The organism is Solilutibacter tolerans (assembly GCF_900155935.1).
In the GTDB taxonomy this organism is placed as follows: domain Bacteria; phylum Pseudomonadota; class Gammaproteobacteria; order Xanthomonadales; family Xanthomonadaceae; genus Solilutibacter; species Solilutibacter tolerans.
Genome location: NZ_FTLW01000003.1, coordinates 294674 through 316017, shown reverse-complemented (window position 1 = coordinate 316017; position 21344 = coordinate 294674). Strand labels below are relative to the sequence as shown.

Here is a 21344-nt window from a genome sequence, read left to right as displayed (position 1 = left end):
GCCAGCGAATGGCGGATTAGATGGCGATTACTTCTTCAGCGAATCGCGAATCTCGCGCAGCAACAGCACGTCTTCCGGCGGTGCAGCGTCTGCAGCCGGTGCGCGCATACGGTTGTAGGCCTTGATCACGAGGAAAATCACGAACGCGATGATCAAAAAATCGATGATCGTTTGGAACAACGCGCCGTACTTGATGGCGACTTCGGCGGCGATTTCCTTGCCGTCCGCGCCGATCTGTGCAGGCGTGATCACGTGTTTCCAATCACTGACATTGACGCCACCGGTGATCATGCTGATGAAGGGCATGATGATGCCGTCCACCAATGCCGTGACGATCTTGCCGAAGGCCGCACCGATGACCACACCGACCGCCAGGTCGAGCACGTTGCCTTTGGAGATGAATTCCTTGAATTCGCTGATCATGCCCATGTTGTGTTCTCTTATTGTTTGGAATGGAGGCCGCAAACTGTGACGCGCGGCAAATTCAGCTTACCGGTTTGAGCGGCGATCTACCACGGTGCCTTGCAATCGCAGGTCAGTGCCGTCCAAGGCGGCGATGAAGTGATCGCCCGGGTGCAGGGCGGCAACGCCCGCCGGCGTGCCCATGTAGATAAGGTCGCCGGCTTTGAGTGAATACAGGCGAGAGAGTTCGATCAGGATGTCGGGCACGTCCCATACCCAATCGACGAAGCGTCCTTGCTGGCGCAGTTCGCCATTGACTTGCAAGGACAGCCCAAGCGTATCGATGTCCGGTAGTTCGGATGTCAGCAGCAGTGGGCTGGCCACGGCACAGGCATCGAAGCTCTTGCCAGTGTCCCAGGGCAGCCCTTTGGATTTGGCGATGGCCTGCAAATCACGGCGGGTCAAATCCAGGCCGATGCCGTATCCCAATACCAACGATTCGGCGCTCACGCGGTCCAGTATGCCGGACGGCGCGTCGGTGCCCAATGCGACGATCAGTTCCACTTCGTGATGCAGGTCTTCGGTGCCAGGCGGGTAGGGCACCACACCATCGGTGACCACCGCATCCGCCGGTTTGAGGAAGAACACCGGAGTGCCGCGCTCGGCTTTCGATGCGGCGACTTCGGCGCCCATCTCTCGCGCATGGTCAGCAAAATTGCGCCCCACGCAGTAGATGCGGCGAATCGGGAAAGCAGCATCGCCCAAATCCGCCGCACCTTGCACGTCCAGACACACCGGCGCATGCGCAGGAACGATGTCAGTCATGCTGCGGTGAGCTCAGTGAGGGTGCGGCAGCACGCCGTGGCGTGCGTGTCGATATTCGCCTTCGATCACGCGCCCGGGGGTCGCTTGCGGGCGGCCACGTTGACGCAGTGCGCGCCAAATTGTCGCACCTATCAGCATCGCCACGCCCAGTACGGCACCCAGCACCAGCAAAATCAACAAGAGTGCAACGCCAACCAATGCAACCAGCACGCGTGCGAAGGCATTGCGCGGCCGACGGGCGGCGAAACGCGCCTGTAACCGGGTGACATGCGGATGGTGCAACCACTGTGCGAACATCGAAGACTCCAGCCCAGGAATCGGGTGGAATAGTATCCGGCGAGGCGCCGGTCGAGATGTAAGGAGCGCGTTAAACGATGTCGGGAATCAAGCTGGAAATGATTGAATCAGGCGGATTCGTCGAAACGGAAATGACGGTCGATGGCCTAGCCGAATCGGTCATCGTGCATCGCGATGGCGATGGTGTACGCGCTTGGCTGAATGTGTGCCCGCATGCCGGTCGCCGCCTGGATTGGGCACCAGGGCAGTTCCTGAAGAGTCGCGATGGTCTGCTGGTCTGCGCCGTGCATGGTGCCAGCTTTGAACTGATGGGCGGTCAATGCGTAGCGGGGCCGTGTCGCGGCCAATCCTTGCAGCCGGTCGATGTCACCGTGCGCGATGGCGAAGTGGTTCCTGCAGGCGATTGACCGTCACCAGAGCAGGTTCACCATCATCACGATCACGGCGGTGTACAGCAGCGATAGCGGCAGGCCAAGCCGCCACAAATCACGCTGGCTGTAGTTGCCGGGGCCGACCACCATTGAGATCACCGGATTGGTCGCGGTCATGAAGTTGTTGGAGGCGGACAACGCCACGATCAACGCAAACACCATCGGGTTTCCGTTTGCAGCGAGCGCCAGATTGATGGCGAGCGGCACCATCATGATGGTCGCGCCGACATGACTGACCACCAGCGAGAACGCGACGGTCAAGATCGCCAGCGCGATTTCGATCAACCACAGCGGCGTGCCTTCAGGAATCTTGTCGATCGTATGGCCCGCGATCCAGGCGGCAGCGCCGGAAGAATCCATCGCCCAGCCAAGTGGAATCAGACAGGCCATCAGGAACACGGTCTTCCAGTTGATCGAGGCATAGGCCTCGTCCATGTTGAGCACGCCCGCCAGCAACATGCCGGCGACGCCGGTCATCAGCGCGATCGGTACCGGGATGCGCGAGGAAAGCGCGATCAACATCGTCACCGCGAAGATGCCCATGGCGATCTTGAACTTGTGCGGACGCTGCTCACCTTTCGGGTAATCGGTGACGACGACGAAATCCTTTTTCGATGCTGCATCGCCCAGGCTGCGCCAAATGCTGTGCAGCACCAGCATGTCACCCGCACGCAGTGGCAACTTGCGCACGCCGTCGCGAATTACTTCCTTGTCGCGATTCACCGCGAGCAGGCTCAGACGATATTTTTTGCGTAGCTGCAGATCGCTGGCCGTCTTGCCGATGAAACGCGAGTTGGGCGGGATGACGGCTTCGGCGATGCCTGCGCGGCTCGGGTTGAACAGATCTGCAAACTGGCGCAGGCGCGAGCTCATGCGCAGGAAGTTGGTCTGTGAGAAATCCGCGATGGCCTCACGCGGGCCCATTGCACCGATCACGTCGCCGACCCAGATGCGCGTTTCGGCGGGCGGCGCGAGGCGCGCTTCTTCGCTGGATTTCAACGCCAGTACCAATGGTGCGCCGGTTAGTGCTTCGGCTTCGCCCAAGGTCATGCCGACCAGTGGGCTGTCGGCGCTGACGGTGAGCTCGAACACATCGCCATCGATACCGTAAGCCTGCGCGAAATAACTTTGCGTGCGGCCCGGGGTGACACCGCTGTCGCCTTCATGACTGAGTACGCGATCACCCTGCCAGCGGAAATACACGAGCGATAACACCAGCAGCGCCAGACCAATCGGCAGCGGCGCAAACATTTTGAGCGGTGAGAGCGAGACTGCGCCAGAGGGCAGGTTGGCATTGGCCGAAATCAGCAAATCGTTGAGCAGGATCAGCGGTGAGTTGCCGACCATCGTCAAACCGCCGCCCATCACGATGGCGGCCGCGATCGGCAGCAGCATGCGCGAGAGTGCGACGCCGGTACGCGCGGACAGGCGCGAAGCGACCGGCAGGTACAGCGCCATCACCGCCGGGTTCTGCATGATCGAAGAATTGAGGCCCGCGACCGCGCTGGTCAGGAACAGCAGCTTGCGTTCGCTGCCGTCGGCGCGTCGGAGCAGCCAACCGGCGAGTCGATTAAGCGCGCCTGTGCGCTCAAGCCCTGCGCCCAGGATCATCGTTGCGATGATGCTGATCACCGCGTTGCCGGCGAACCCGCCGAACAGATCCTCGGGCGCCACCAGCCCCGTCAGGCCGAGCAATACCAGTACCACCAGCGCGACCAGATCCGCGCGCAGGCGGTCGAACAAGAACAGGACCATCGTCATCACCACCAGCCCGAGGACGAGCTTCATGTCGGTGGTGAGAGTAAGGGCGGTGTCCATCGCGTCAGGGAGTCGGAGTTCGGGGCAGCTTAGCGGGCCGGTGCTGAAGATGGCGCGACACTGCCGTCACGATCGTAGAGCAGGTCCCAGACACCATGCCCCAGACGTTGGCCGCGAGATTCAAAATGCGTCTGCGGTCGCCAGTCGGGACGCGGCACATGGCCGCGCGGGCCGGCGCGATTGACGATGCCGGCTGTCGCATCCAGCACGTCCCACATCTGCTCGGCGTAGTCCGCCCAGTCAGTGGCAAGATGCAGGCGACCGTCGGGACTCAGCTTGCGCACCAGCAGCGCGGCGAACTCTGGGTTTACCAAGCGACGCTTGTTATGGCGCTTCTTGTGCCAAGGGTCGGGGAAGTAGATGCGGATTTCGTCGAGGCTGCCGTCGGCTACTTCGTTCTCCAGTACTTCCACCGCGTCGTGGTGATAGAGGCGTGCGTTGCGTGCATCGTCGGCATCCAGCGCGTTGAGCAAGCGACCGACGCCCGGTGCATGCACTTCGATACCGATGTGATCGCGATCAGGGTCCAGCTCAGCAGAAAAACGAAACGCTTCGCCATTGCCGAAGCCGATCTCCATGATGCGTTTTGCGCTGCGACCGAACGTTGCATCAAAATCACGTGGCTCGCCCACATAATTCAGTCCGAATCGCGGCCACAACGCATCGAAGGCGCGTTGCTGCGCGGGCGTGAAGCGGCCCTGGCGCAACACGAAACTGCGCACACGGCGCTTGCCTTCCTCGACCGTGAACGGCTTGGGTGGCGCTTTCGCGCCTTCGCTGGAAAAAGGGTCGGTCATCTCAGCCGATCAAGCCATCAATCGGCGAGGACGCGCTGGCGAAACGCTTGCGCGGGATGCGGCCAGCAAGGAAGGCCTCGCGGCCAGCATCCACCGCCAGCTTCATCGCATGCGCCATGCGCACGGGCTCTTTCGCGCCGGCGATTGCGGTGTTCATCAGCACGCCGTCACAGCCGAGTTCCATCGCTATCGCCGCGTCACTCGCGGTGCCAACGCCCGCATCGACGATGATCGGCACCTTTGCGTTCTCGACGATCTCGATCAGGTTGTACTTGTTCTGCACGCCCAGCCCCGAGCCGATCGGCGCAGCCAGCGGCATCACCGCCACGCAGCCGATCTCTTCCAGGCGCTTGGCGAGGAGAGGATCGTCACTGGTGTAGACCATGACCTCGAAGCCGTCATCGACCAGTGTCTGTGCGGCGGCGAGCGTCTGCACGACGTCGGGATACAGGGTGCGTTGGTCGCCCAGGACTTCGAGTTTCACCAAGTTATGGCCGTCCAACAGCTCGCGTGCCAAGCGGCAGGTGCGCACCGCCTCTTCGGCCGTATAGCAACCCGCGGTGTTGGGCAGGATGGTGTACCTGTCCGGCGGGATGACATCGAGCAGGTTGGGCTCGCCCGGGTTTTGCCCGATGTTGCTGCGGCGAATGGCCACGGTGACGATTTCGGCAGCCGCGGCTTCGGTCGCGGCGCGGGTTTCTTCGAGATCCTTGAACTTGCCGGTGCCGGTCAACAGGCGCGAACGATAGGTCTTGCCGGCGATCACCAGCGGCTTGGGGTCGGGGAAGGTCTGCATCCGTGAATTATGGCCCAGCGGCGACGTGGGCACGAGCTACGGGACGCTCTAGGCGTGATGGGGTTTACCGATGAACCCCGGCCCGCACAGCCACCTCATCCTGGTGGCTATGCGGGAAAGCCTGCGTTACGTCAGGCCTCTATGCGGTTAGCCATCGAGATCAGGCGCTCCTTGGCGGCCAGTTTCTCGCGCTTCATTTGCGTCAATTCCATGTCACCGAGTGGCAGGACGCCGAGTTCGGCATCGTTGACCTTTTTGTCGAGTTCTTGATGATGGAAATACAGTTGCCTGAACTCGACGCTGTGCTTCATCAGGCTATCCACTTCACTGGGTGAACGCTCTTCGAACATGCAAAGTCTCCTTGCGTGGCGAATGGGGGCCAACACGGCAGACCGATCGCAGGGGATGCGGGCGGGCGGCACCAAGCCGCGGCATCAGGGCATCCGGAGCAGACCGGCATAAGCCGCGTCGGCAGATCCACCTTACTCCCGGCCGAGCGACGATTGCAACGTAAAAACGTGACCGTTCATCGACGGCTTTGGGAAGGTCGCTGAATGCGTAGCGATGACGGTAAGTGGCCGTTTTTCTTTTGGTTTTCGTTGTCCGCGTGAAGTCTCAGCCGCCGCCCAACGCATGCACGATTTCGACGATGTCGCCATCGCGCAACAGGTGCTCGGCGTGGCGCGAGCGCGGCACGATTTCACCATTGACCTCGATTGCCACGCGGCGCTCGGCCAAGCCTTCTGCTTCGACCAATTGCTGCAAGGTTTGCGTCGAGGGCAGGGTGCGGGTCTCGCCATTGAGTCGAATGTCCATGTGCCTATTGTGGGGCCTGCTCGCTCGAATGCCAGCAGGGGTAATGGGATGCTGCTGCGGCGCGACTTGTACGTTGGCGTATGGCGTGGAAGTATCGGGGTGCCATTCCGACCAACGGCCAAACGCACCATGACTCGCTACGCACGCCACCCGCTTTGCCTGACCATCGCCACCGCGCTCGCACTGGTCGCCTCGCCCGCCTTCGCCCAGAGTGCCGAAACCTTCGAAGAAACGGTGTTCTTCGGCGACAGCCTGACCGATGCCGGTTTCTTCCGACCACTGCTGCCGGCTTCCGCACAGCCGGTCACGGGTCAATTCACCACCAATCCAGGCCTGGTCTGGTCGCAGTACCTGGCCGATTACTACGGGACTAATGCATCGACCGCATGGCTCGCGACCGGTGCCACGCCGCGCGCTGATACCGGCAGCAACTACGCCGTCGGCGGTGCACGTGTTGGCACCGACTCTGTGGGTGCACTGGGTTACACGCCTTCGCTCAATTCGCAGGTCACGGCTTATCTGGCACGTACCGGTGGGAAGGCGAACCCCAACGCGCTTTACACGGTATGGGGGGGGGCAAATGATTTGTTCGCAGTCACCACGCCTGCATCGGCGCCGACGATCATTGGTGGTGCCGTTAGCGCCCAAGTTGGCATCGTCGGTCGACTGCAGGCGGCAGGCGCGCAATACATTTTGGTCCCGACCATTCCGGACCTGGGCATCACGCCCGGCTTCCGCGCGCAGGGTGCGGCCGCATCGGCGCAGGGCACCGCTCTGGCGACCAATTACAACAACGCCCTGTTCAGCGCACTGGCAGCACAGAACCTGCGGGTGATTCCGCTCAATACCTTCACATTCTTACGTGAAGTCGTGGCCGATCCTGGTGCCTACAACATCCGCAACGTCACCGGCACGGCCTGCCAGCCGCAGATCACCGCGCAGTCCTTGACCTGCAACCCGACCAGCTACGTGACGCCGGATGCAGCGCAAGCCTATGCCTTCGCCGATGGCGTGCATCCGACCACGGCGGCGCACAAGATCTTGTCCGATTACGCCGTGGCCACGATCGAAGGGCCGCGCCAGATCGCCATCCTGCCGCAATCCGCCGCCAACATCGGTCGCCTGCGTGCCGACATGCTGGCCGACCATCTGGATGCGCGCCAGGGGGTGGACGGCAGTCGCGTGTGGGGCGATGTCCGCTATGACAACCAGCGCTACAAGCGCGGCATGGCCGGTGATGGTTTTGACGGTGGCGGTTTGACCCTGACGGCCGGCTACGATCGTCGTTCTAACGCACTTGTGTACGGTGTGTTTGGCAACATCGGGCAGCAGCGCTTGGATTACGGCGCACGCCGCGGCGATTACAAGCAGAAAGAAGCTGGCATCGGCGGCCATGTGGGCTGGCATGGCGCATCGGGTTGGGTCGATGGTCACATCGGCTGGACGCAGTTGGACTTTGATGTGGATCGCGATGTCTGGCTGGGCCCGGCGATGCGTACGCATTCCGGTTCCGCCAGTGGTGAAAACTTGAGTGCGGGCGTCAGTGGCGGTTGGCGGTTCGAGCATGGTCGCCTCAGCCATGGCCCGGTCGCTCGCCTGTTGTCGCAGCGCATCGACGTCGATGGCTATACCGAGTCGCAGCCGGAGCTCTCGACCGCCTTGGCCTTCCCGGATCAAAGTTTCGATTCACTGCAAGGCTCGTTGGGCTGGCAGGCCGACTTCCAGTTGCAGGAGCACCTCCAGCTGTTTGCGCGCGCCACGATGGACCGCGAATTCGAGGACGCACCGGCGCAGGCCTACGCGCAGGTGACTTCGCTGCCGGGCACGATGCCCTTCGCCGTGCCGGCGCCGAAGTTCGATGACGAGTACGTGACGCTCACCTATGGTGTGCGTAGCCAAGTATGGGGATTGGACGTGCTCAGTGGCAGCTCGGTGACGGTCGGCCACGTGGGCGGCAGCAACCTGTCTACTTATCTTTCGGTCGGCAAGCGATTCTGAGGATCGAAACCTCCCCGGTGCGTTTGCAAAGCGCGCCGGGGGCGGCATAGACTTCCGCCCTCGCGGGTGTAGCTCAATGGTAGAGCAGAAGCTTCCCAAGCTTACGACGAGGGTTCGATTCCCTTCACCCGCTCCAGTTCAGTAACGGCGATCCCTTCGGATCGCCGTTTTTCGTCGAGGTCGAGATGGAAATTGCGTCGCGTGTGGTGCTCGGCTGGCGAGAACGCGTGGACCTGCCGCAGCTGGGCATCCGCCGTTTGCGAGTGAAAGTCGATTCCGGTGCGCGAAGTTCCTGCCTGCATGTCGAAGAACAGTGGCGCTTTGTCGAAGCGGGCGCGCCGTGGCTTGGCTTCCGTCTGCGTACCGGTCGACCCGATGGCGGGTTGGTCGAAGCGGCATCCCCCTTGGTCGACGAGCGCGTTGTCACCGACTCCGGCGGCCATCGGGGCCTGCGCCCCTTCATCCTGACCCGGCTTGAGCTTGCCGGCGTTGTGCGCGATATCGAGGTCAACCTGGCCGACCGGCGCCGCATGCGCTTTCCGATGCTGTTGGGTCGCACCGCCATGCAGGATGCCTTCATGATTGATGCGTCACGCTCATGGCTACACAACCGTAGGCGCTTGCCGCGATGAAACTCGCCATCCTCTCTCGCAACGGCAAGCTCTATTCCACCCGGCGTCTGGTCGAAGCGGCGCGCGTGCGCGGACATACCGTGCGCGTGCTGGATCCCTTGCGTTGCTACATGCATATCAGCAGCGAAGGCTTCGACATGCATTACAAGGGTGCGCCGCTGGCCGATTACAACGCCGTGATCCCTCGCATCGGCGCATCGATCACACGTTATGGCAGCGCAGTGCTGCGCCAATTCGAGTTGATGGGTGCGGATACGCCGAACCCATCCGATGCGATCCTCAAGGCGCGCGACAAACTGCGTGCGCACCAATTGCTGGCAGCGCAGGGCATTGGTCTGCCAACCACGGTATTCGGTGATAACCCGGACGACACCGATGATTTGTTGTCGATGCTGGGCCCGCCGCCACACGTGATCAAGTTGAACGAAGGCACGCAAGGTGCAGGCGTGATGCTGACCGAGAAACTGTCGGCATCACGCGGAGTCATCGAAGCGCTACGCGGCCTGTACGCGCAATTCGTGGTGCAGGAGTTCATCCGCGAAGCCAAAGGGGCCGACTTGCGATGTTTCGTGGTTGGCGGTCATGTTGTGGGCGCGATGAAGCGGCAGTCGGCGCGCGGCGATTTTCGATCCAATCTTCATCGTGGTGGTACGGCAGTGGGTGTCGTGCCGAGCGAGCATGAAATCGAGACCGCATTGCGCGCGGCGCAGGTCCTTGGGCTCGGGATCGCCGGCGTGGACCTGATCCGCTCCGATCGTGGCCCCTTGGTGCTGGAAGTGAATGCATCCCCGGGCTTGGAGGGCATCGAGCGCGCGACCGGCCTGGATATCGCCGGCAGCATCATCGACCATGTCTTTGCCAGTGGTGCGGCGTCTTCGCTCAAGCGCAATCGCAAGCCAGCCAAAAAGTCCACCAAACGGGGCACCACCAAGGCGAAGGCCAAAGCCAAGCCGAAAGGCCCCAAACCGAAGGCTGGCAGTGCAAGTCCCGCGAAAGGCAAGCGCGGCCGGTTGTGACAGAATCCTGTTATCGCGAGCCCATCCCTGTGCCCGCCTTGGAGTATTTGCATGCGCATTCTGGTGATTGAAGACAACCAGGACATTGCCGCCAACCTGGGTGATTTCCTTGAAGACCGCGGTCATACCGTCGATTTTGCTGCAGACGGTGTCACTGGCTTGCATCTGGCGGTGGTCAATGAGTTCGATGCAATCGTGCTCGATCTCAACTTGCCCGGCATGGACGGTCTGGAAGTCGCACGCAAGCTGCGCAACGACGCACGCAAGCAGACGCCGATCCTGATGCTGACCGCGCGTGACACGTTGGACAACAAGCTAGCCGGTTTCGAATCGGGCGCTGACGATTACCTGATCAAGCCCTTCGCCCTGCAGGAAGTGGAAGTTCGCCTCAATGCTTTGTCGCGTCGCGGCAAGGGCATCCAGAGCCGCGAGCTGCAGGTAAGCGACCTCGAATACAACCTCGACACGCTGGAAGTGCGCCGCGAAGGCAAGCTGCTGCAGCTCAACCCGACCGCGCTGAAGATCCTGCAATCACTGATGGAAGCGAGTCCGGCCGTGGTGACGCGACAAGAACTTGAAACGCGCGTGTGGGGTGAGGAGCTGCCGGATTCGGATTCGCTGCGCGTGCATATCCATGGCCTGCGCAGCGTGGTCGACAAGCCGTTCGAGACCCCGTTGATCCAGACGCGCCATGGCATCGGTTACCGCATCGCACCGCCGGATGACGGACAGTAAGGTCGAAACGGGGGCTAGCGTGCGCCCTCAGGTGCCGCGCCGCCGCCGTCGGCTGCGCAGCCGAATCATCTGGTCCTTCTTCCTTCTGGGATTCGGACTGACGTTGTTGTTCGCCATTGCGACCGAACAAGTGCGGACCAGCGTGCAGAACCAGCTGGTTGAGGAGATGTTGAACAAGAACATCAACGACGCCGCCTTGCAGTACCAGAGCACCGGCAACCCGGACATCGCGCCGCCCGTATCGAACATGAAGGCGTTCGTTTACCCGGCGGACAAATTCGACAGTGTGAGAGTTAGTCGCCCGGAGTGGGCGATGCTCCCCGACGGCATCCACCCCATGATCGGCATGGATGAAAACAACGCCCCATCGCCCTACATGCTGGCCGTGCGCAAGACAGACAAGGCGTGGTTCTTCCTGGCCTATGACAGTGCGGAGGCAGTGCGCGCCGAGGGCCGCATCACGCAAGGGCTGTTCTTTGCGGTGCTCATCTTCGGAGTTTTTTCATTGGTGCTTGGTTGGTGGTCGGCATCCAAGGTGATGAGCCCGGTGACCGATCTGGCGCGTCGATTGCGTCGATCCGGCAGCAGTTCCGATCCGGAAGACTTGGCCCCCCATTTTGCAGATGACGAAGTGGGCGAGTTGGCGCGTGCATTGGATGACTATTCCGACCGCCTGACGGATGTCGTGCAGCGCGACCGCGAATTCAATGCTGACGTCAGCCACGAATTGCGCACACCATTGGCCGTCATCAAGAGTGCAACCGAGTTGCTCCTTTCGCAGAACAATCTGGATGACAAGACCCGCCAACGCTTGTTACGGATCCAACGTGCGCAGGAGAACGGCACCGACCTCACCGGCGCCTTGCTGCAGCTCTCACGCAACGAACGTGGGCATGGTGCGACCGATGTGGCTCGTTTGGCTGATCATTTATTGGAGACGCACCGTTTGCAGTTGCGCGGCAAGTCGCTTGACTTGCGTCTGGAAGGCACGCCTGGCTTGGTGGTCGATGCGCCCGAGGCGGCAGTCAGTGTGGCGCTGGGCAACCTCATCGGCAATGCAGTCAAGTACACCACCAGCGGAGAAGTGGTGGTGCGCGTGAATACATCAACCGTGGACGTGATCGATTCGGGCCCCGGCCTGACGGCGGAGGAAGCAGCGCGTCTGTTTGAACGGGGCTTTCGCGGTGCACATGCCGAACATACTCATGGGGGCGGCATCGGCTTGTCGATCGTGCGCCGCCTGTGTGATTTGTATGGCTGGAACGTACGCGTGGTGCCGGGCGCTGAGCGCGGTGTCATCGCCACTCTGTCATTTACTTGATCCTGGCTCAAACGAGAACGCCGCCTATTCGAGGCGGCGTTCTCGCTTTCATTTGGTTGATCAGACGTATTCCAGCCAGCCGTGCTCGTCGGGCGTTGAGCCATCGAACAAGCCGAAAAACAACTTCTGCATCTGACGTGTGACCGGGCCGGCTACGCCTTCACCAATCACACGGCCATCGACCGAACGGATCGGGGTGATTTCCGCCGCCGTGCCGCACATGAAAAGCTCATCGCACAGGTATAGGTATTCGCGCGGGATGTCGCGTTCGACCACCTTGATGTCGGCCTTTTGCGCCAGGGTCATGATGGTGTTGCGGGTGATGCCGTTGAGGAGTGCTGCACTGATCGGCGTGGTGTGTAATTCGCCATTGAAGACAAGGAACAAATTCTCGCCAGCGCCTTCGCTCAACAAACCGGTCGATGCGAGGGCGATGCCTTCGCCAAAACCAAGACGGCGCGCTTCGCGTGCGACCAATTGACCGGACAGATAATTGCCGCCCGCCTTGGCGCCAGCCGGGATGGTGTTGGGTGCAAAGCGTTGCCAGCTGGACACGCAGGCATCGATACCGTTTTCCAGCACGCCTTCACCCAGGTACGCGCCCATCTTCCATGCAGCGACTGACATATCGACGGGCGTATCCGCCGAGAGACCAAAGCCGCCCAGCCCGCGATAAGCGAACGGGCGCAGATAGGCGACACCGAGGCCGTTCTTCTTCAGTACTTCGCGGCATGCAGCGTTGATTTCGTCGAGCGAGTAGGGCATCGGCATGTCGTAGATGCGAGCCGATGCATACAGGCGCTTGTTGTGGTCGGTCAGGCGAAAAATCGCCGGGCCATTGGGCGTGTCGTAGCTGCGGATGCCCTCAAACACTGAGGAGCCGTAGTGCAGGGCGTGCGACATGACATGGGTGGTGGCTTCGGCCCAAGGCTTGATCTGACCGTTGTGCCAGATCCAATCGGGGTAGTTCATGGCGCACTCCATCGTAGGACCATGCATTTTCGCCTGTGTGGCGGCAGGCGGCAAACCGGTGCCTAGAAGCTGATCCAGAGGCAGCCCATGTAGCGGCGCAGACCAAACACGGTGCGGGCAGTGCGGATATTGTCTTGGCCCATCGATTGCTCGATTTTCAGCCCGGTCGGTGCCCGGGGTTTGGGGTAGACGGGGATCAGGTTGCCCTCTGCATCTTCGCGCCAGGTGGGTTCTCCCTGGATGCCGCCTCCGTACGGGCCGATATCGGCCAAGGGGCGCCTTACCAAATTTTCCAGTCGCGACAGCACTTTGTAAGCCTGGTCTGCATCCATCCCGGCCCAGTGATACACGCCAGCTAGCCGGTTGGCATCTTTCAGGTCGATGGCATAGGCGACCTCGTAACTCAGGTCGTCTAGGTTGCGGGCGCAAATATTTCGACTGGGTCGCCTTAGGTAGCCATTGCCAGAGGGCAGGCGAGGCATGCGGTCAACGGCATCGATGGCGGCGCAGGGCTTGTCGGTTACTACTGTGCCGCCATCTTGCGTCGTGCAGCGCCGAATCTGCTGTGCATGCGCATCATGCGCCCACAAGCAAACCGGCATCAGCAACACAAACAGGGCGACGGGCGACTTCACTCCGTCAATCTAGCGCTTGACGCTGGCCGCGCAAGTGCTGATTTGTACAGGTTCAGGCTGGAGCGTGTGCGATCACGCCGGTTGTCAGAAACGAGCGAAGTAACAGCCGCGGTATTGCGTGACCTTCATCTGGATAGGGGTGCCATTGGCCAGCGCGAGTTGTAGGAAGCCTGCATTCGCTAAATCGCCTGATGCCAGAGGAGTATTGGTAAAGGCTTGGACGAGGTCGCTTGCGAAAAGTTCGCTGCGAATGACGCGATCATCGGCAATGCTTTCAAGTTTGCTCAAGATTACGCGTGCATCGCGCTGGTTCAAGCCAACCCAGTGGTAGTTGCCGGCAATACGGTTTACGTCACGACTGGCAAACGCATAGCCGATGTCTGCCTGCAATTGATCCGGGCTGCGTGCACAACCCGCCTGAGGACTGCGTGGCCCCAAGCGGCTCGGGGCGGTTACGCTACCGCTCGCGTCATATTCGATGGTGGTGTCAGCCTCGTTCGCGACAGCGCGCGCCACATGCATTGGCAATGCCACCGGTGTGCCTATCGTGCCGCAAGCACCATCGGTATAGGTCACCGCCCCATCGGTGCCCACGCACTTCTGCACGCCAGCATGCGCCTCACCCATGCCGCCAAGTTTGGGGAGGGAGAGTAGGCAGACGGTTGCGATGGCAGACAACAACAAGGTATGCGTGAGTTTCATGGGGGGCACTCAACGGAGGATGCGCTCATCCTCCCCATGCCTGCGTCAACGCGTTGTGGCAAAACGCCTTGTTTTCGTGAATATCGACTAACTTCAGCGAATTCTGGCAAGCACGTTCAGTGTTGGTTTTGCCATGTTCAACGTGTAGAAGTGCAGTGAAGGTGCGCCGCCATCAATCAGTCGTTCGCACATCGCGGCGACCATGTCAGTGGCGAATTCACGCACAGCGTTCACGTCATCACCAAAGCCGCGCATGCGCTGCTCTGCCCAGCGCGGGATTTCCGCACCACAGGCTTCCGAGAACCGACGCAGCTGGGTGAAGTTGGAGATCGGCATGATGCCGGGCACCACCGGGATATCGATGCCAAGCCTGCGCACATCATCGACAAAACGGAAGTACGCATCCGCGTTGTAGAAATATTGGGTGATCGCGCTGTTTGCACCCGCATCCACCTTGCGCTTGAAATTGATGAGATCCGATTGCGCATCACGTGCCTGCGGATGGGTTTCCGGATAGGCACCGATTTCGATGTGGTAGTGATCGCCATGTTCGCTGCGAATGAACTCGACCAGCTCATTGGCATAACGAAATTCACCTTGGCCAATCATGCCTGAGGGCATATCGCCACGCAGTGCCACGATGCGGCGGCAGCCCAGGGCGCGATACAGTTTGAGCAGGGCGCGAATTTCCTCGCGGCTTCCGCCGACACAAGTGATGTGCGGTGTGCCTTCGAGTTTGTGCTCGGTACGCATGCGGCGCACGGTTTCCGAGGTGTTGCTGAGTGTGGAGCCGCCCGCGCCAAACGTGCATGACACGAACTCCGGCGAGTACGCCTTCAGCTTGCCCAGCGTGCGATCAAGCTGAGCGGCCTGGTCGTCTGTCTTGGGTGGGTAGAACTCGAAAGAGAGTGGAACGCTGGCCATCACCGGGCTCCTTGCGGGGTGCATGGGAAAGCGGGCGACCGAAGCCGCCCGCCGTGATGCAATCAGTAGCGGTAGTGATCGGGCTTGTACGGGCCTTCGACCGCAACACCCAGGTAATCCGCCTGATCCTTGCTGAGCTTGGTCAGCTTCACGCCGATCTTCTCAAGGTGCAGGCGCGCGACTTCTTCATCGAGTTGCTTGGGCAGGATGTAGACCTTGGACTCGTAGCTGTCCTTGTTGGCCCACAGGTCGATCTGCGCCAGCGTCTGGTTGGAGAAACTGTTCGACATCACGAAGCTCGGATGGCCGGTCGCGCAGCCCAGGTTCACCAGGCGGCCTTCGGCGAGCAGGAAGATCGCGTTGCCGTTGCCGAAGGTGAACTTGTCCACCTGCGGCTTGATGTTGGTACGCACGGCGCCCGACTGGTACAGCGCATCGACCTGGATCTCGTTGTCGAAGTGGCCGATGTTGCAGACGATGGCCTGATCCTTCATCGCCTTCATGTGATCGAGGGTGATGATGTCCTTGTTGCCGGTGGTGGTGACGTAGATATCAGCCTCGCCCAGCGTGTCTTCGACGGTCTTGACCTCATAGCCTTCCATCGCCGCCTGCAGCGCGCAGATCGGGTCGATCTCGGTGACGATCACGCGCGCGCCGTAGGCACGCAGCGACGCCGCCGAACCCTTGCCGACATCGCCATAACCGCAGACCACCGCGACCTTGCCGGCCAGCATTACGTCCAGCGCACGCTTCAGGCCGTCGGCCAGCGACTCTCGGCAGCCGTACAGGTTGTCGAACTTCGACTTGGTGACCGAATCGTTGACGTTGATCGCGGGGATCAGCAGCTTGCCCTGTTCGGCCAGCTGGTAGAGGCGATGCACGCCGGTGGTGGTTTCTTCCGAGACGCCCTTCCAGTCGGCGACGACCTGGGTCCAGTAACCCGGACGCTCCTTGGCGACGCGCTTGAGCAGGTTCTTGATCACTTGCTCTTCGTGGCTTCCGGAAGCGGAGTTCACCCAGCTCTCGTCGCCCTTCTCCAGTTCGTAACCCTTGTGGATCAGCAGGGTCACGTCGCCGCCGTCATCCACCACCAGCTGCGGGCCGAGGAAGCCGCCCTTGCCGTCGGGGAAGGACAGCGCATCGAGCGTGCAGTCCCAATACTCTTCCAGCGACTCGCCCTTCCACGCGAACACCGGCGTGCCGGAGGCGGCGATCGCGGCCGCAGCGTGGTCCTGCGTGGAGAAGATGTTGCACGAGGCCCAGCGCACGTCGGCGCCGATGTCCTTCAGCGTCTCGATCAGCACGGCGGTCTGGATGGTCATGTGCAGCGAGCCGGTCACGCGCACGCCCTTCAGCGGTGCTTCGGCCTGGTACTTGCGGCGGATGGACATCAGGCCTGGCATCTCGTGCTCGGCGATGTCGATTTCCTTGCGGCCCCAGTCGGCCAGCGAGATGTCGGCGACCTTGTAGTCGCCGTCCTGCGAAAAAGTTTTGGCTTGTGCGTTCATATGGGCTCCGTGAATGCGGTGGAATGCGGTCACGGGCGCCGTTGTCGTACCGAGCCTGGTGGCGGGTGATTAGAACCCGGCCATCGCAGCGCCCCTCGGTCTGCGTAGTATATCGCTTTGTCGGGATGGAGGGATGAATAACCGGGCCTGACATGACTTGTGGGCCATCCGCTCGCGTCCCGGTCAGGCCATGCTGGGCTTGGATATTCACGGGGAAATACCGATGCGCCTTCGTCATCTTGCGCGGCTGTCGCTCGCCGCGTTGCTGTGTTTCGTGCCGCTCGCCGGCTTCGCTCAATCGGGCTATCGGGAGCCGCCAGATGCGCTCAAGGCCATCGTCGATGCCCCGCGCACGCCGCAGGCTTCGCTCAGCCCGCGCCGCGACCTGATCGCCTTCACCGGCATGCCCGGTTTGCCCGGCATCGATGTGGTCGCCCAGCCGGAGCTCAAGCTCGCGGGCATACGCATCCACCCCAAAGTGTTCGCGCGCAGCAACTTCACCTTTGGCGATGATCTTTGGTTGGTCGATGTGACGAGCGGCAAGGAACTGCGCATTGAAGGCTTGCCCAAGCCACTCTCAATTGCGGGCGGCGCGTGGTCGCCTGATCAAAAGTATTACGCGTTCAACCAGGTCGAGCCGGCCACCGGCATCAATACGCTGTGGTTGGTCGATGTTGCATCACGCTACGCCCGCCTGTTGACACGTGAATCGCTCAACAGCGTGTCGGGTCGTGGCTGGCGCTGGATGCCCGATGGCAGTGCGCTCTTGGTCAATCTGCGTGCGGCAGGCGAAGGCGCTTTGCCTGCGGTCGATGGCACGCCGACCGGCCCGAACGTACAGCAGACCGGCAGCGATGGTCGCGTCACCAGTATCCGCACCTATCAGGATCTTCTCAGCAATGATGCGCAGGCCAAGCAGTTCGAATACCTGTTGCGTTCGCAACCTGCTTTGATCGATGTGCAAGGCAAGGTCACGCGTATCGGCGCTGCGGACCTGTACGTGGGCCTGGAGCCATCGCCGGATGGTCGCCACATCCTGACCCAACGCATCACCCGTCCATTCTCTTATCTGGTGCCCTTTTCGAGCTTCCCGCGTGTGATCGAAGTACGTGATCGCAGCGGCAAGGTGACCCATACCGTTGCCAAGCTGCCTTTGGTTGAAGGCTTGCCGACTGGCAATGACGCAGTGCCGACCGGCGTGCGCCGGGTCGAATGGCGCAACGACGCCCCGGCCACGCTCGTTTGGGCCGAGGCACAGGACGGCGGTGACCCAGCGCGCGAGGCGGCTGTGCGCGACATCGTCTATCAACAAGCGGCGCCGTTCTCGGGCAAGCCGCAGGTGCTCGCGGAATTGTCGATGCGCTACGCCGGCACCAATTGGGGTCGTGGCGATTTGGCTTTGCTCACCGAATATTGGTGGAAGACGCGTCGATACAAGACTTGGCGCTTGCAGCCGGATGTCGTGGGGGCCGCGCCAAAAGTATTCGAAGAAGGCAGTGCGGAAGATCGCTATGCCGACAAAGGTTCGCCGGTGACAACACTGGATGCGCGCGGTCAATCGGTGTTGTTGACCTCGACCGATGGCGCGCAGATCTATCGCATCGGTGATGGTGCTTCGCCCGAAGGTGACCGTCCATTCCTGGATCGTCAAGCCATCGAGTCGGGTGAAACCACGCGCCTGTTCCATTCCAGCGGGCAGCAGTACGAACGTCCCTTGGCGATGCTGGATACGAACGCTTCGCGCATCCTCACCACACGTGAATCACCAACCGAACGTCCCAACTTCTACCTGCGCACGCTGGGTAGCGATGCGGCGCCGGTTGCGTTGACCAAATTCGCGCATCCCACGCCGCAGTTGCGCGATGTGCAGAAGGAACTGATTCGCTACAAGCGCAAGGATGGCGTCGATCTCACCGGCACGCTGTACCTGCCGCCGGGTTATGACGCCAAGCGTGATGGTCCGTTGCCGCTCTTGATGTGGGCGTATCCGGCCGAGTTCAAATCGGCTGCCGCCGCGAGCCAGGTTACCGATTCGCCGTATCGCTTCAATGCGATCAGCTACTGGGGCCCGCTGCCGTTCCTGGCGATGGGCTATGCGGTGCTGGATGACCCCAGCATGCCGATCGTGGGCGAGGGCGACGCCGAACCCAATGACACCTACGTGCAGCAGCTCACCGCCAATGCCGAAGCGGCGGTCGATGAAGTCGTTCGTCGCGGTGTGGGTGATCGCAACCGCATTGCGGTGGGCGGGCACTCGTACGGCGCGTTCATGACAGCAAATTTGCTCGCGCACACGCGCCTGTTCAAGGCCGGCATCGCGCGCAGTGGTGCCTACAACCGCACATTGACACCGTTTGGCTTCCAAGCCGAGGAGCGCAATTTCTGGCAGGCCGGCAACATCTACGCCGCGATGTCGCCGTTCAATCACGCCGACAAGATCAAGGATGCGTTGCTGATGATCCATGGCGAGCAGGACAACAACTCCGGCACTTTCCCGATCCAGAGCGAGCGCATGTTCGCCGCGGTGAAAGGCTTGGGCGGCAACGCGCGTCTGGTGATGCTGCCCAACGAGTCGCACGGCTACCGCGCCCGCGAATCGATCATGACGATGCTGGCCGAGTCGAACGACTGGCTGGAGAAGTACGTCAAGAACGCCAAGCCGGCGAAATAACCCTAATTAGCAAATGTGATCTACGAAGGGCCGCAGCGATGCGGCCCTTCTTGCTGGTGATGATGTTTCGAATGGGTACGTGAGATTTGCCGCGCCGCAACAAAAGTGCTGGAAAACAAGCACTTTTGTTGCGTTGCGGAATTTGCTTGGGGCTATTGACGGCACAGGGTACGCGGGCGTACGTTTCGACGGCGCCATGGAAGGGGAGAGTCCGCGGCGTATCTGCTTCAGAGGGACCGCATCACTTGATCCGCCGCCATCGGGCCAACCCCCGGGGCGTCCGCCTATATACCTCTACGGGAAACCGCCATGGCCATTCGCTTCGGCAATTCGTTTCGCCTGCTGTCCTCCGCCTTGCTCGCTTTCACCATCGCCCTGCCTGCGATGGCCAGCACCTTGTCCCAAAACGTGTCATGGACGGTGAATCGTTCCGATTCCAGCACCAAGTACCGCGTCGTCGCCTACGGCGATTCGATCTACGCCGGCTACAACGGTTCCATCAGCAACGCGGCTCGCTACTCCGCGCCGACAGTCGAATCGGAATACCTGTCCGCCGCGTGGCGGACCGATGTCGAAAACATCCGTCGTGCCAAGTCCGGTGCAGTGGCATCGGATGTCTATCAGAACAAGATCGTCGCCGAGAAGTCCTACATGCAGGCGAGCTCAACGCGTGTGGTGACCTTCGAGATGTGCGGCAACGATGGTTTGCAGGCACGAACCGCGTTCAAGGACCAGACCGGCACCTGCAATTTCAACGTGCTGGAAACCGCGGTGCAGAACTGCAAGACCTATGTCGCTGCCTCGATGGACTTCATCAACGCGAATGCCTACCCGGGCGTCAAACTCAAGGTCATCAGCAACCTGTACTACCCCGGCTACAACGCGGACAACGTGCAAAGTTCCTGCAATGACCCGGCCACCGGCACCAAGGTCAACTTGCGTGACAGGTTCCTGGTGGCGATGTCGCGCATGAATTACTGGATGTGCGAGTACGCGCGGCAGAAGGGTTTCCAGTGTGTCGACAGCTTCGCCGAGTACATGGCAGGCGATTACGACAGCAATGGCGATGGCAGCATCGATTCCGATGCGATCCGCTACGTCGCCGGCGAGAGCGAATCGAGCTATGTCACGCGCATCAGCTCCACCCTGCGCTCGACGCTGCGCGATGCCAATTCGCACTTCGTCTCGTCCTCCAGCAGCTTCGATTACATCCAGTCCGATGACGTGCATCCGACCTACACCGGTGGCACGGTCTCGGCCGGTATCTGGGGCGGCTCGACCGGCAGCGGGGGGCCGCGTTACACCAGTTACACCAACGGCCGTAGCCCGATCTGGAACCAGTACGGCCACGAGCGCATGGGCTGGGTGCTCTCTACGCGCGGCCCGTCCGCACCCTGATCGCGCACCATGCCCGTCGATGATGGACAAGGCTCGGATATCCCGCCTGCACAACACGCAGGCGGGCGTGGCCTGATGCGATACGTCTGGCTAGCGCTGGGTGCGGTGTTGCTCGCGCTCGGCGGGTACGGTTGCATGCGGATGAAACCGCGTACCCCAGCTGGTCCTGCTGCTGCCCAAACCAATGGCGATGCGACATCGCCTGCAGGCACGGGGCAGGCAAATGACCTGGGTGCACCGGACGCCACCATGGCTACGGCAATCGAGCCTGGCGATACCACGCCGGACCTCAAGGACTTCATCCCGCCCGGGCAAAATCCGGGCGCGGCTGAGGTGATCGCCCGCTTGCGCGCTGCCGGGATCAACACCGGCATCGCCGCGTTCAATCCACCCGGAACCAGCCCGCCGCTGATCGGTATCGCGGTGCCCGAGGACTTTCCGTTACCCGAAGGATTCGTGCGCCACGGCCAGGCCACCGACGATGGTCAACGCATCGAGCCCATCCTGATGTTTTCGCCCGACTACGATTTTTACGATGCGAAAGGCAACCCGATTCCGGTCCCCGAGAATCGCGTGGTACCGCCCGAATACGCGCCGCCCGGACTCAAGATCCGGATGATCCGTATCCCGCCACCCGCGGGCTGACCGAG

21 protein-coding genes, 1 tRNA gene, 1 pseudogene and 1 riboswitch are annotated in these 21344 nt (G+C 61.5%); of the genes and pseudogenes, 10 read left to right on the top strand and 13 right to left on the bottom strand.

Features of this window, described 5'->3' with window-relative positions:
* Positions 1–27: 27 nt before the first annotated feature.
* From mscL to BW989_RS07725, 3 genes are read right to left on the bottom strand one after another with little or no spacing between them, the layout of a single operon-like run.
* On the bottom strand, positions 28–429 hold the full coding sequence (gene mscL, locus BW989_RS07735) for a large-conductance mechanosensitive channel protein MscL (RefSeq protein WP_076587010.1): 402 nt from the start codon (positions 427–429) through the stop codon (positions 28–30).
* A gap of 60 nt (positions 430–489) precedes the next feature.
* Positions 490–1227 carry a fumarylacetoacetate hydrolase family protein gene (locus BW989_RS07730; protein WP_076587008.1) on the bottom strand — a complete coding sequence of 246 codons (738 nt, stop codon included), beginning with the start codon at positions 1225–1227 and terminating at the stop codon, positions 490–492.
* A 12-nt stretch (positions 1228–1239) separates the two neighbouring features.
* Positions 1240–1524, bottom strand: a complete 285-nt coding sequence (locus BW989_RS07725) for a hypothetical protein (protein ID WP_076587006.1) — start codon at positions 1522–1524, stop codon at positions 1240–1242.
* A 77-nt stretch (positions 1525–1601) separates the two neighbouring features.
* On the opposite strand from BW989_RS07725, the gene BW989_RS07720 reads away from it, so the two are divergent.
* A complete protein-coding gene (locus BW989_RS07720; RefSeq protein ID WP_076587004.1) occupies positions 1602–1931 on the top strand; it encodes a Rieske (2Fe-2S) protein in 330 nt (109 codons plus the stop codon).
* A 3-nt stretch (positions 1932–1934) separates the two neighbouring features.
* Here the strand turns inward: BW989_RS07720 and BW989_RS07715 are convergent, their stop codons facing one another.
* From BW989_RS07715 to thiS, 5 genes are all read right to left on the bottom strand, one after another.
* Positions 1935–3773: an SLC13 family permease gene (locus BW989_RS07715; protein WP_076587002.1), complete on the bottom strand. Its 1839-nt coding sequence runs from the start codon at positions 3771–3773 to the stop codon at positions 1935–1937.
* Positions 3774–3802: 29 nt separating this feature from the next.
* Positions 3803–4570, bottom strand: coding sequence for a tRNA (guanosine(46)-N7)-methyltransferase TrmB (gene trmB, locus BW989_RS07710; RefSeq protein WP_076587000.1), 768 nt, complete (start codon positions 4568–4570; stop codon positions 3803–3805).
* Between the two features lies 1 nt (position 4571).
* A complete protein-coding gene (locus BW989_RS07705; RefSeq protein ID WP_076586998.1) occupies positions 4572–5366 on the bottom strand; it encodes a thiazole synthase in 795 nt (264 codons plus the stop codon).
* Positions 5367–5497: 131 nt separating this feature from the next.
* Positions 5498–5716: an HP1242/YdcH family protein gene (locus tag BW989_RS07700; protein ID WP_076586996.1), complete on the bottom strand. Its 219-nt coding sequence runs from the start codon at positions 5714–5716 to the stop codon at positions 5498–5500.
* A gap of 265 nt (positions 5717–5981) precedes the next feature.
* Positions 5982–6182 (bottom strand): sulfur carrier protein ThiS, encoded by a 201-nt coding sequence (thiS, locus tag BW989_RS07695; protein ID WP_076586995.1) that lies wholly within the window; start codon positions 6180–6182, stop codon positions 5982–5984.
* A 129-nt stretch (positions 6183–6311) separates the two neighbouring features.
* Between thiS and BW989_RS07690 the strand changes: the two genes are divergently transcribed.
* The 6 genes and pseudogenes from BW989_RS07690 to BW989_RS07665 all read left to right on the top strand — a co-directional run bounded on the left by BW989_RS07690 (position 6312) and on the right by BW989_RS07665 (position 11884).
* Positions 6312–8180, top strand: coding sequence for an autotransporter domain-containing protein (locus BW989_RS07690; protein ID WP_076586993.1), 1869 nt, complete (start codon positions 6312–6314; stop codon positions 8178–8180).
* Between the two features lie 62 nt (positions 8181–8242).
* A tRNA-Gly gene (locus BW989_RS07685) sits at positions 8243–8316 on the top strand.
* Between the two features lie 49 nt (positions 8317–8365).
* Positions 8366–8812 carry an ATP-dependent zinc protease family protein gene (locus BW989_RS07680; protein ID WP_083688383.1) on the top strand — a complete coding sequence of 149 codons (447 nt, stop codon included), beginning with the start codon at positions 8366–8368 and terminating at the stop codon, positions 8810–8812.
* Positions 8809–9666: pseudogene (gene rimK / locus BW989_RS07675) on the top strand (30S ribosomal protein S6--L-glutamate ligase); the annotation flags it as partial. The gene BW989_RS07680 and the pseudogene rimK, both read left to right, overlap by 4 nt.
* A gap of 213 nt (positions 9667–9879) precedes the next feature.
* Positions 9880–10563 carry a response regulator transcription factor gene (locus BW989_RS07670; RefSeq protein ID WP_076586991.1) on the top strand — a complete coding sequence of 228 codons (684 nt, stop codon included), beginning with the start codon at positions 9880–9882 and terminating at the stop codon, positions 10561–10563.
* Entirely contained in the window at positions 10550–11884 is a 1335-nt protein-coding gene (locus tag BW989_RS07665; protein ID WP_076586990.1) for a sensor histidine kinase, read from the top strand. The genes BW989_RS07670 and BW989_RS07665 overlap by 14 nt, the downstream gene beginning before the upstream one ends.
* Positions 11885–11944: 60 nt before the next feature.
* On the opposite strand, the gene BW989_RS07660 is transcribed toward BW989_RS07665, so the two are convergent.
* The 5 genes from BW989_RS07660 to ahcY all read right to left on the bottom strand — a co-directional run bounded on the left by BW989_RS07660 (position 11945) and on the right by ahcY (position 16625).
* A complete protein-coding gene (locus BW989_RS07660) occupies positions 11945–12856 on the bottom strand; it encodes a branched-chain amino acid transaminase (RefSeq protein WP_129582864.1) in 912 nt (303 codons plus the stop codon).
* A 62-nt stretch (positions 12857–12918) separates the two neighbouring features.
* A complete protein-coding gene (locus BW989_RS07655; protein WP_076586986.1) occupies positions 12919–13491 on the bottom strand; it encodes a hypothetical protein in 573 nt (190 codons plus the stop codon).
* Positions 13492–13575: 84 nt separating this feature from the next.
* Positions 13576–14193, bottom strand: coding sequence for a hypothetical protein (locus tag BW989_RS07650; RefSeq protein ID WP_076586984.1), 618 nt, complete (start codon positions 14191–14193; stop codon positions 13576–13578).
* Between the two features lie 93 nt (positions 14194–14286).
* Complete coding sequence (gene metF, locus BW989_RS07645) at positions 14287–15117, bottom strand: methylenetetrahydrofolate reductase [NAD(P)H] (protein ID WP_076586982.1); 831 nt, start codon at positions 15115–15117, stop codon at positions 14287–14289.
* A gap of 62 nt (positions 15118–15179) precedes the next feature.
* Complete coding sequence (gene ahcY, locus BW989_RS07640) at positions 15180–16625, bottom strand: adenosylhomocysteinase (protein WP_076586980.1); 1446 nt, start codon at positions 16623–16625, stop codon at positions 15180–15182.
* A 26-nt stretch (positions 16626–16651) separates the two neighbouring features.
* A riboswitch (S-adenosyl-L-homocysteine riboswitch) is annotated at positions 16652–16728 on the bottom strand.
* 120 nt (positions 16729–16848) lie between these two features.
* Between ahcY and BW989_RS07635 the strand changes: the two genes are divergently transcribed.
* The 3 genes from BW989_RS07635 (at position 16849) to BW989_RS07625 (ending at position 21339) form a co-directional block, all read left to right on the top strand.
* A complete protein-coding gene (locus tag BW989_RS07635; RefSeq protein WP_083688419.1) occupies positions 16849–19296 on the top strand; it encodes a S9 family peptidase in 2448 nt (815 codons plus the stop codon).
* Positions 19297–19605: 309 nt separating this feature from the next.
* Positions 19606–20694: an SGNH/GDSL hydrolase family protein gene (locus tag BW989_RS07630; protein WP_076586976.1), complete on the top strand. Its 1089-nt coding sequence runs from the start codon at positions 19606–19608 to the stop codon at positions 20692–20694.
* 9 nt (positions 20695–20703) lie between these two features.
* Positions 20704–21339 carry a hypothetical protein gene (locus tag BW989_RS07625; protein WP_076586974.1) on the top strand — a complete coding sequence of 212 codons (636 nt, stop codon included), beginning with the start codon at positions 20704–20706 and terminating at the stop codon, positions 21337–21339.
* Positions 21340–21344 lie beyond the last annotated feature (5 nt).